Here is a 10856-nt window from a genome sequence, read left to right as displayed (position 1 = left end):
TGGTCCGGCGGTGAGGTTCCCGAGCGATATCAGGGACACAGCTTGAAACCGATTGTTTCCGGTGACAAACCGTCCGATTGGCGAACCGAATCGTTTCACGAACATTTTGCCGTCCGCACACGCATCCCGGCGTTTGAAGGCATCCGCAACGAACGTTTTAAATACGTCCGCTACTTTGATCACGGCAACCGCGAGTTCCTGCATGATTTGAAGCAGGACCCTGACGAGTTGGTGAATTTGGCCGATGATCCCGCCCACGCCGAAACGCTCGCTGCGATGCGTGAGCGGACGGACCAACGAGTGAAAGAACTTGGCGGTCCGATCGACCCGTTGAACGCCCCCTTCACCGCGTCAACGGTGCCGCATCCCGAGGCATCCGCTGCCGTCTCGTTCCGACCGGGGAAAGACGGTTTTGTCAATTTGCTCAATGGCCGAAACTTGAACGGTTGGGCGGGCGATGCGAAATACTGGTCGATGCGTGACGGGGCGTTGACCGGCGTGACCGACGGTTCGCTGAAGATGAATCGCTTCATCACCTGGACGGGTTCGACGATCCGCAACTTTGACTTGCGCGTCCAAGTCAAAGTGTCGCCCGGTGGAAATAGTGGACTGCAGTACCGAGGCACCTCACGCCCCGATCTGGGGCTGGACGTGGTCACCGGTTACCAGTGTGACGTTGTTGCCGATAACCCGAACTACAACGGCATGTTGTACGAAGAGAAAGGGCGACGCATCCTTTCACACACCGGTGAGAAAGTGATCATCGACCCGCAAGGACAGCCCTGGGTCGTCGGCAAGATGCCGGCCAAAGAGTTTCCCGCCGATCAGTGGCATGAATACCGGGTCCTGGTCGAAGGCAATCACCACCGGCATTGGATCGATGGTCATATGACGGCGGACCTGATCGACTTGGATGAAAACGGACGATCGCTCGAAGGCGTGCTTGCCGTTCAAGTTCACGTCGGTCCGGCGATGACGATCCAGTACAAGGATTTCAAGATCAAGCACCTGCCGGATGATCTACCGCTGATCCAACCGTCCGAGGCCGTCATCCCAGACGGTGCCGTCGGGGTGCGTCCCCAAGGGCGTTTGCCGAAAGATTGGAAACCGCCGGTTTACGGGGAGAAGTGATACCAGCGGGAAGCGTCAGCGGTGCAGCCCCACCGCTTGTGGCAACGTTGAAAAAACGGTGGGTCGATACGGCTTGAGAGCACCTCGACGTGCTGAATGGCGTCGGGAATCTCTAAATCCGCTTCAGGAAATTCTGTCCGAAGCGGCCGTAGTCTTGACCATCAACGTCCCCGTCGGCGTCGGAGTCGAGTGCCGGCTCGAAGCCGGGCATGCCGGCTTGTTTCAGGAACGTCAATCCGAACCGCCCGTAGTCCTGGCCGTCGACGTCTCGATCTCCGTCAGTGTCGCCGAAGAATCGGAAGAAGTTGTCGGTCGCTTCATTGCCGAAGACGTGGTCCGCTGCGGTGCCGTCACCGTTGCCGTCGAGAACCATCGCGCCGACGGTGATCATGCTTGCTTTCATCGTCAACTGGTAATCCCCGTCCAGCAGCATCCCGCCGGGCCCGACCGAAGGCCCGGGCAAGAACGTCAACAAGAGTGTCGACGGGGAATTGAGTTCATGGACGCTCGCAGACACATCAACGCGTTGATTGGTACTCAGGTTGATCAGTTCGAACGGACTGCCCCCTTCATCGTCCAACCGCACCGGTTGATCAAGCCTGATGGCCAGTTGGTCGACCCTGGATCGTTGACCATGACCGTCATTGATCACAATACTTTCGACGATCGGAGGTGGAAGGGTTTCGAAGGCTCCGATATCTACCGTTGGCGTGCCGGATCGATCGCCGTCAATGTTTCGCGAGTATCCCATTCCGCGTTGGTCGTATCTCAGCCATGTGGAATCGGCATCGACCGCTTGAGTGTTGTCGCCGTTATCGATCGCGGGACTGCCGTTTCGCAACGCGTGGGTCCACGTCGGTCCGCCGTTATCGGCCAGCGGCGCAAGTCGCGCGTCGACGCCAACAATATTCCCGTTTTCACCATGGACCAGCCCGCCTGCTGACGCGGCATCGCCGATCAAGTTGTAGGTACTTGTCGGGTCAAGCGGTCCGGTGTCGTTTGCGGTTAAGCCGCTGCGGAGATTTCCAGCGACAATGCTATTGTGGACAATCGTTGTTCCGTAGTTGCTGATCCCGCCGCTGCCGCCGCTGCCGTCGTTGTCTGCGTCAGCAATGTTACCGGTAATCGTCGAGTGACGAATCATCAGATCAGCACCGCGATTCTCAATGCCTCCCCCAGTGAAGAACGCTTTGTTGCCAGAGATCGTCGATTGTATGACCGCCAGTGGTTGCAATGAATTGTTGTAAATCCCACCCGCCGCATTGCCAGCGGCGTTGCCGTTGATAGTCGAATCAATAATCGATGCCACGCCACTGTTATAGATCCCCCCACCATTGGAAGTGACGGTATTCTCGCTGATCGTTGATCGACGAACCGTCAGATTCCCGGAGACGGCGTTGAAAATTCCACCGCCGTTGACTGCGACACCCGACGTCATGACCGTCTCTGACACCGTCAGATTACCGCTATTGTTGATTGCACTCGCTGCCGCATCACGGAGAGTCAGCCCCGAAATGTTCACCGTGACCGAATTTCCGACGGTGAAAATTCGAACTTGGTCATTGCCCGTGATGGCCAGTCGTTCCGCGCCGGGGCCTTCAATGGTCGTGGAACTTGTCAACGTTGGCAATGTGGTTGCACCGAGGGAAATCGTCCCACCGATCAAGGTTGGATCGAACGTAATGACGTCAAGTCCCGGACGTGCATTGGTCGCGTTGATCACTTCGCGGAGTGAATTCCCTGCCCCCAGTCCGAGCCCACCGTCGTCTTCGTCTAATAATGTGGTCACGACGTTGTTCACCGGATCATGCTCATAAGCCCCGATGTCATAAGGCACATGCCGAAACGCGCTGACATAATCGTCATGAGGTGCATTCGTGTCGGTGCCGGCATCGTTGACCGGTGAAGCGTCAATCGGTTCGAAGAGCGTTCCGTCGGCGAACATCGGATCAAGACTGAGATTAAATTCGGCGTCTGCGGGAGTTCCATTGGCATTGGTCGTGGTGACAGTTCCGAAGGCAGATGGATAATTCGTCCAGTTGCCTCCGTCATTGCCGTACACGTCATTGAATCCGACCCGCCCGACGCTGGGCGTATACTCTGCACTGGCCACGACTCCCAACTGGTTGAAGGCGACCAGATTGTTTCGGATGACTCCCCCGAAACGGTTAATATCGTGTGAGATCCCAGCGCCGCCATTACCAACGACCGTGTTGTTGAGGAGCTGAGAATTCTGGTTGCCGTCAACCGATTGCGCCAGAAGAATCCCCGTGCCGGTGTTGTCGACGACCAAGTTGTTCGCATAGAAACCCGCCGTCCAAGCACTTCCAAAACTTTCGGGGTCATGGACTCCTGCCCGGATTCCAACTGCATTGTTGTGGATGTGGTTCTTTGTCACGGCAGGGCTCGCGGTACCGCTGCTCGCATACAGCCCCCCCAAACTGTACGAGGAAAAGACCTGAATGCCGGCCTGTTGATGACCATGAATCTCGTTCTCGGTGATGGTCGGACTGGCGGTCGTTCCACATCCGAAGGTTTGATTACAAGCACCGGCGGAAGAACCAATGTGGACGCCGTAGCCGTTGTTGTCGTGAATCCGGTTGGCTTCGATTATCACGTTTTGGCGCAAGTACGAATCCCCTCTTCCGGCAGCAAGCAGCACACCCCCAACCGCACTGTCGTGAACGTGCGAATCACGCAACGTAATGATCGGCAGGTCTTGAAATGACACGTCGATGCCAGTTGTCGCATAGGCAATTTCAACATGATCAAAGATTGATCTCGTTTGGCCTGACGCGTTGTAATCAATTCCGCCCCAGTCCCCTGACGCCGGCGTCGCCGCGGAACTGGTCAAGCGGATTTCGTTATCGGTCTGGCCTTCAGCGAGGACAGTGCCGGCGATATTTAGTGAAGTCCCGGGATCGAAAAATAGACTTGCACCAGCATCGATCGTCCAGACTTCGCCGGCCGGAACTTGGACATCGAAGGTCACGGTATAGTCGTCATCGGGCAACGTGCCCCAGAAAAAGCCACCGATGGTCCGATCTACCGCCGTGTCATCATCCTCCACCCGCAGCGGGGTCGAGCCGGAAACGAACGCGGTTGCCGAGACGATGACGTTGGCCGTCTGGGTTCCGTCCACCAAATAGTCGTTGTGGGATGCGATCGAAAACGTTGCGGACGTTTCACCCACCGGAATCGTTACCGTGTCGGGGACCGTGAACGCGGACACATCGCTCGACGAAAGACTGACGATCAACTCACTATTTAAGCCGCGATTGCGAGTGACCGTTGCAGTCGCCGCACCGGGACCATCGTTTTCGTTGATGACCGCGCGGTCAAGTTCGACAAACAGTGTTTCGGGTTCGTTGTCACCAACGGTGAATTCAATTTGCCGTGCCCCGACGCCGTCCGCTCCCACCGAGATACCGACGGTTTGGGGACCGTCGATCTCCGTGTCGTCCACGACCGTGACCGGCACATCGATGAACAGTGCATTGGCGGGAATCGTCACCGTACTCGGCACAGTCGCCTCGCTGGTGTCGTTGCTGAGCAACCAGACCGTCAGTTCGCTGGTCAGATCCGCGTCCGCCTCGCGTTTGACCGTCACAAACACTTCGTCGGTGGTGCCCTCGACGACCGTTGCGTTGAGGGTACTCAGCGACAGCGTTTCGCGTTCGACGACAATATTGTCAAACTCCCAGTAGCCTCCGGCGGTACGGTTATCGTGCTGCTGGAACATCACCTGGAAGTTGTCGACCAACGACAGTCCGCTTGCGGCGGCAAAGGCGGCCAAATCGTAGGACTTGTATCCGCTGGTGTTGAGCAGGTCGACGATGGTCCAGGTCGTTCCGCCATTGTCGCTCACTGCGACGACGTCGCCCCATGAAGAACCGTCGCCCTGCGTGCCGATTGCGGGGGAACTCGTCGTCGATCCATCGCGATCAAACGCATCAAAGTTCAGCTTCGCTCGCGATTCTCCCGCCAGATCCAAGTGCAAGATGGCCCGGTTGCGTCCGTCCATCGGATTCTGGTAGGACGCTTCGAGTCTAAGCCTTTCATCGATGACGGAGATTTGGCCGGTGCCGTAGCTGAGGAAATTCCAGGGATCGATTGGCAGTCCGCTGGCAAACGTTTCTCGGTATCCCAATCGGTAGGGATCATTAAAGTCAACCGTGGCGACGTATTGGTCTTCGGGGATTTGCCCCGTTCCGCCGACTCCATTTTGATCCAGCGGATTTGCCCCCAGATCAAGGATTTCCGGGCCAACGGTGAGCTCGTAGTGACCCAACCCACTCGGCAAAAAGCTGACGGTAAATTCGTGTCCGGAACCGGTGATATCAACCAGTCGTTCACTGATGTCGACCGATTCTCGTGTCAACTTCACGTCAGCAAGGCTAAATGTTGACGGGTCCATCGGCTCACTAAAGGTCAATCTAAAGTGATCCATCGGGCCCGGTGGACGCAATAGTCCGGAGGGTGAATGGGAGACAATGCTGGGTGCCGTGGTGTCGGCCGTGACACGAAAGTCGTCGTATTGGCGACCGTTGTTGGGCCAAGAGTTGCTTCCGTATTGCTGGATCATGATCCAGAAATTGTCCGTGTACCCGATTCCGATGCCTGCGATGATCGCGTCCAAGTCGATATCGTACGAATCCCAATTGGAATCGCTGAACAACATAGAAAAATTGTGCCAGGTTTGGCCCTGGTCATTGCTGAGTCGCAAGGTGTCGCCCGCGGTTGTCGAATCACTTCTGCGGTTTTCATTGAACGCCAGACGGACGCCAGTTTTGCCGGCTAAGTCGATGGACAAGATCGCTTGATTCACGGATCCTCCGCCCGGGTTGTCCATCCGCAGCACTTGGCGCCCGCCGTCCTCGACCAATCGGATTCGTCCGCCGGGTTCGGATCGAAAGAACCAGTTGCCGTTCACTTCATCGGTGCCGGAGAAACCTTGGAAGTAGGGATACACGTCGGTGGCGACCGCTTCGAATTGAAAGGTTCCAATGAAATGGTCGTCGGCATCTCCGTTGGCGCCGTCGGCATCCTGATTCATCTGATTGCCGGCAACGTCCAAAACGTCTGGACCGATCAGGACGTGATACTGTCCGGCTTGGCTGACAGTTTCATCCAGCATGATATTGAAAGTCATGGCGTCGCCGGTATCGATCGGATCCGAACTGACGGAGATTTCACCGAGGGGCCCCATGACCGTGACATCCGACGCAGTCAACGTGGCCCCAGCGATGGCTTCATTGAAGGTGACTTGCAATTGGGACAGCGGTGCCGTCGTCGAACCGTCGGGTGTCATCATCGAAATTCTCGGCCCGACGGCGTCCCGGTTCGCGATGCGAACGTCGTCCATCACCATTTGATACGACGATGAAGATCCTTCATGCGAGAAACGAAAGTAAACATCACCGTCCAGGGCAATCGCCGCTGCGGCCAGTTCCTGGTCAAGATCATAGAAGTAATTTACGTAACCGCCGAAGTCGGATGAGATTGTCGCCCCCAGCTGAGTCCATGTGTTTCCGTCTCCGCTTGCCTGGACAGTCATCGCATTTCGAAAATAGGACTGAAACAGGCGTTTGGCACGAAAATCGAGTGCCAAGTCGGTTGCGCCGACTTGGTCCGACAGATCCACGACCAGCATCGCGTGCTGCTGGCTGCTACCGTTTTGACCGAACGCGAGATGCCGCGTCGGGGAGTACGGCTCGTTGGATTCGGTCAACCAGATCATCCCCGTGCCGTCTGCGGAAAACGTCCAACCGGGCAGGGAGGCGAGATCGTCCGCTTCGAGGTTTTGGAAATAGGGGATCGTTTGAGGTGTTGCCGGTCCCACGATCACGTCACCCCGGAACTGGTCGTCCGACGCCTCTGCGTTAATCTGATCGCGATCTTGATTCATCGCGTTTCCGGCAACGTCAAGCACATCGGGGCCGATCGTCAGGCGATAATTGCTTTTCACGCTTTGCGGCGTTGTCAGATTCAGCCTGAACGTGGTCTGGTCACCACTGTCGACGGGATCGCCGGTCAGCAAGACTTCATTTCCACCGATGTCGAGAATCTGTATGTCGTCGGCGGTAAATCTTGAGCCGTCGATTGCTTCGTTGAACGTCACATCGATTTGACGGAGCGGCCCAGGCGTCGTTGTCGCGGGCGAAACGGCAGTGACGTAGGGCCCGTCCCCGTCGCGACGTGCAATTCTCAGGTCGTCAAAAGAAATCGATTCATTGATGAATCCGCGCCGTTCGAATCGCAGGTAGACGTCAGCGTCGCGCAAAATGTTGGCGGTGTCGAGATGAGCGTCCAGGTCGAGGAAAAAGTTTTGGAATTGACCGTAGGTAGGAAGTTCGGGGGTGACGAGTTCCGTCCAGGCAGTCCGATCATTGCTAGCCGTGATCGTCAGTCGAGGGGCATGGACGCCACGACCGCCGCGCGCCGCCCAATAGTCCAAGACCAGATCCGTCGCATTCGTCTGGTTCTGCAAGTCGATCACAAGCTCGAACGCTATTGCACCATATGTCCTCAACGCGTTGTCGCCGGCGTTGACGAGCGAAGTACCGAGCGTGATCGATGCATCACCGGCTGGGTGATAACTGAAGCCATCGAGCGATGGAAGGTCCGCGACTTCGAAACCTTGAGCGTAGGGAAGTGTCTGTGCGACGGAGGGGCCGATTTCGAATGTTCCATCAAACGTATCATCGCCGATCGTCTCGCCGTTGCGTTCGTCGCGATCCTGATTCATCAGATTACCGGCGACGTCACGGATGTCCGGACCGATTTGGACACGATAGGTTCCACGTAGGGTCTGGGCGCTGTCCAGTTGCAACGTGAATGTCGTTTGACTGCCGCCGTCCACCGGATCGTTTAGCAGGGGAATCGTCGAGCCGTCCGCAGCGGTGACGACGACATCCGCCGCAGTGAAGGTTGCGGCGTCGACGGGCTCGGAAAACGTCACGTCGATCGACGAAACCGGTCCGGCGGTCATCGAGTTTGGCGAGATTGTGTCTACCGCAGGACCGATCAGGTCTCCGAATTGCCCGACACGGACGTCGTCGACGATGGCCTCGTGCGTCGTGAAATAGGATGCTTGCCGCAGCCGCAAGAAAACATCGCTGTCCAGGGTGATGCCGGCGGCGGCGAGACGCTGGTCCAGGTCGTAGACGTAATGGATCCAAACGTTGCCGACCGGTTGAAGCGACGGCGACAGCGTCGTCCAGACGCCGCCATCGCCGCTGGCATCCACCTGCATGAAGAAACGCTGATCGGTCGACGAATTGAGCCGTTTCATCCAGAAGTCGAACGTCAGGTCGGTCGCGGTGGAGACAGCGGAAAGGTCGAGTTCCAGCACCGCTTCTGAGGTGACGTTCGAGAAGCTCGATGTCGTATCAAAACGCAGCGAAGTTGTCCCGGTCCGGGCCGCAGAGCCGGCGTCCAGATCGACGGTCCCGCCACCCGTGCTGGCAAACGTCCAATCGGTCAGAACCGCTAAATCGGCCACTTCAAAGCTTTCGACCAAGGGGACGGTGGCGGCTAGGACTCGGCGGTCTTCCAGCGACTCCGCCAACATCCGCCGACGCCGACTGAACGCTCGATCCCGGGAATGTTGAAGCGAATCAGATTTGCTGCCGGACCGCGTCCACCACCGCCTGTAACGTTTCATCGATCCCGCCTCGTTATTGATTCTTTCCGCTGAAACGACGCGACCGCGCCGATGCCGCACCCATGCGTTTCGTTCACGTGCTGCCCCATCAGGGCTTGATCATAGACAGGGGCGATTTTGCCGGTGGTGTGGGCGCTACGTTTTTTTCGGAATTTGTCACCGAATCCGAATGTTCCGGCATCGGGGCCGCCGTCCACTGCTCTGATGCCCCGATGTCTTCCGATCGAGCGTTCCGCGGGCTCGCTACAAACGGCTGATGTTCCATCGAAGTCGGCCGGTTCGAAGCGAGCGTCCCGACGGCCGTGCCTCTGGCGGGCCTGGGTGATCTTGATCGCAGGTTCCTTGATCGCACCCAAGGCGTGATTTCCGATGGTGTCGATTGCAGGCCCCGAATTCTGCGTGGCGTCAGTTTTTGACACGCTCGGACAACAATGCTCGCGAGCGGTTCGCTATCATCGGTGATGGCTTTTCAGACACCTTTTCAAGAACCCAGCCATGCCGAATGTCCTAGTCGTGGACGACAGTGCCACCCAGATCGCGATGATCACCTCGGTCTTGCAGCAGCAAGGATTGACGGTGCGGACCGCGGGCAACGGCTTGGAGGCGTTGGCCGCGCTGCGAGAGCACGCACCGGACCTGGTCGTCACGGACATGCAGATGCCCGAGATGAACGGTGTCGAGCTGATTCGCGCGATGCGGACGGAGTGCTCGCTTGTCCCTGCCGTCTTGGTGACGGCGTTTGGCAACGAGGATCTGGCCGCCGAGGCACTCGGTGTGGGCGCCGCCAACTACATTTCCAAGGACCACGTCGGAATCCTGCTGCCAGATATCGTCAACCGAATCACGGCCTTTGCCCAAGCGAATGCTCAATCGCTTTACTTGAAGGGAGCGTTGACGCGGACCCGGTTCGATTTTGTTCTCGATTGCTCGATCGAGCGAGTCACGCCGCTGGTCAGCCTGGTCGTTCGGTTGCTGGCCGCGATGAACGTCTTGCACACCAGCGACCGAATTCGAATCGCCGAAGCGCTCGACTATTTGATCGTGCACTCCATCATTCACGGCAATTTCGAGCAACCCGTTCGCTCCACGCCGATGTCGATCGACGACGCGCGGGCGTTGGTGGCAGAGAAACTCGATGACGAATCATTGAGGTCGATGACCGAACGGATTGTCACGGTGCAATTGGAAGTGACGGATGGGGAAGCGAGATTGGTGGTCGTTCATGAAGGTTCCGGCCAGTCGATCCATCACGCCCCGATGCCGGGGACCCCACAAAGTTTTTCGGACGAACGTGGACGCGGCATGCTGCTGCTGACCAGTGTGATGGATGAAGTCTTCATCGATTCGGCGTCGCGGAAAGTGACTCTGGTCAAGTACATTTCACGCTGAAGATCAGCCGGCAGCGGAATCGCCGTCCAGACCGGCATCGATCGCATCGCTCCACCCCAACCGCTGGACGTCCTGGCGATCGGCCCAGCGACTCGCCGTCCACAGTCCCCCGTGACAGACAGGGCATTCCGGGTCTTGGGCATCTACGTAATGGTGTTCCGTTTGGACATCGGGATCCATCCAAACCGCTTCGCATTCGTCACACATCACAAAACCGCGGTCGGGCAGCGGCTGGGTAGGATCGTCTCCGGTGCAGATCCGAACGCCGCACAACCCGCCGTCACAGATGGGGCAAATCGCGACCGATCGAATCGGCCCTGGATTCAGAGGCGGCCGGGCGCTGTCTTGATCGTGGTCCTGGTTCATCGTTGCGTCACAACGGGTAGGCGGTGATCACGATGGTGTCTTCGAGCACCAACTTGACCCGACGGGCGATCGGATGGTTTTGGCGTTCGCCATCGCGGCCGCCGACGTACCCGACGCGACGTTCCATGTCGACGGTGTAGATGGTTCGATCCCGATCGGTCTGTTTTGTCGACCGCTGTTTCTTCTTGGCCCGCCCGTAGGCATCGTCGATCGTCACCAACGCACCTTCCATTCCGCCATCAAAGACGCCGTGTTTCCCAGGTCGTGACGGCATGTCCTCGGTGTGGCGTCGCAGGTGCTCCAG

4 protein-coding genes and 1 pseudogene are annotated in these 10856 nt (G+C 57.8%); 2 read left to right on the top strand and 3 right to left on the bottom strand.

Annotated elements, in window-relative coordinates; translation table 11 throughout:
• A partial coding sequence (locus ABX749_RS08850) for a family 16 glycoside hydrolase (RefSeq protein WP_372895657.1) occupies positions 1-1131 on the top strand: 1131 nt, incomplete at its 5' end.
• Positions 1132-1243: 112 nt separating this feature from the next.
• On the opposite strand, the gene ABX749_RS08845 is transcribed toward ABX749_RS08850, so the two are convergent.
• Entirely contained in the window at positions 1244-8797 is a 7554-nt protein-coding gene (locus tag ABX749_RS08845) for an Ig-like domain-containing protein (protein WP_372895656.1), read from the bottom strand.
• A 495-nt stretch (positions 8798-9292) separates the two neighbouring features.
• Between ABX749_RS08845 and ABX749_RS08840 the strand changes: the two genes are divergently transcribed.
• Positions 9293-10186 carry a response regulator gene (locus ABX749_RS08840; RefSeq protein WP_372895655.1) on the top strand — a complete coding sequence of 298 codons (894 nt, stop codon included), beginning with the start codon at positions 9293-9295 and terminating at the stop codon, positions 10184-10186.
• Between the two features lie 3 nt (positions 10187-10189).
• On the opposite strand, the gene ABX749_RS08835 is transcribed toward ABX749_RS08840, so the two are convergent.
• Together ABX749_RS08835 and ABX749_RS08830 are read right to left on the bottom strand one after the other, a co-directional pair.
• Positions 10190-10552 carry a hypothetical protein gene (locus ABX749_RS08835; RefSeq protein WP_372895654.1) on the bottom strand — a complete coding sequence of 121 codons (363 nt, stop codon included), beginning with the start codon at positions 10550-10552 and terminating at the stop codon, positions 10190-10192.
• 7 nt (positions 10553-10559) lie between these two features.
• Positions 10560-10856 (bottom strand): annotated as a pseudogene (locus ABX749_RS08830) (hypothetical protein); the annotation flags it as partial.

Origin of the sequence: Stieleria sp., assembly GCF_041595215.1 — a bacterium.
In the GTDB taxonomy this organism is placed as follows: Bacteria; Planctomycetota; Planctomycetia; order Pirellulales; family Pirellulaceae; genus Stieleria; species Stieleria magnilauensis.
Note: the sequence above shows the minus strand (reverse complement) of the source record. Positions and strands in the feature narration are given on the sequence as shown.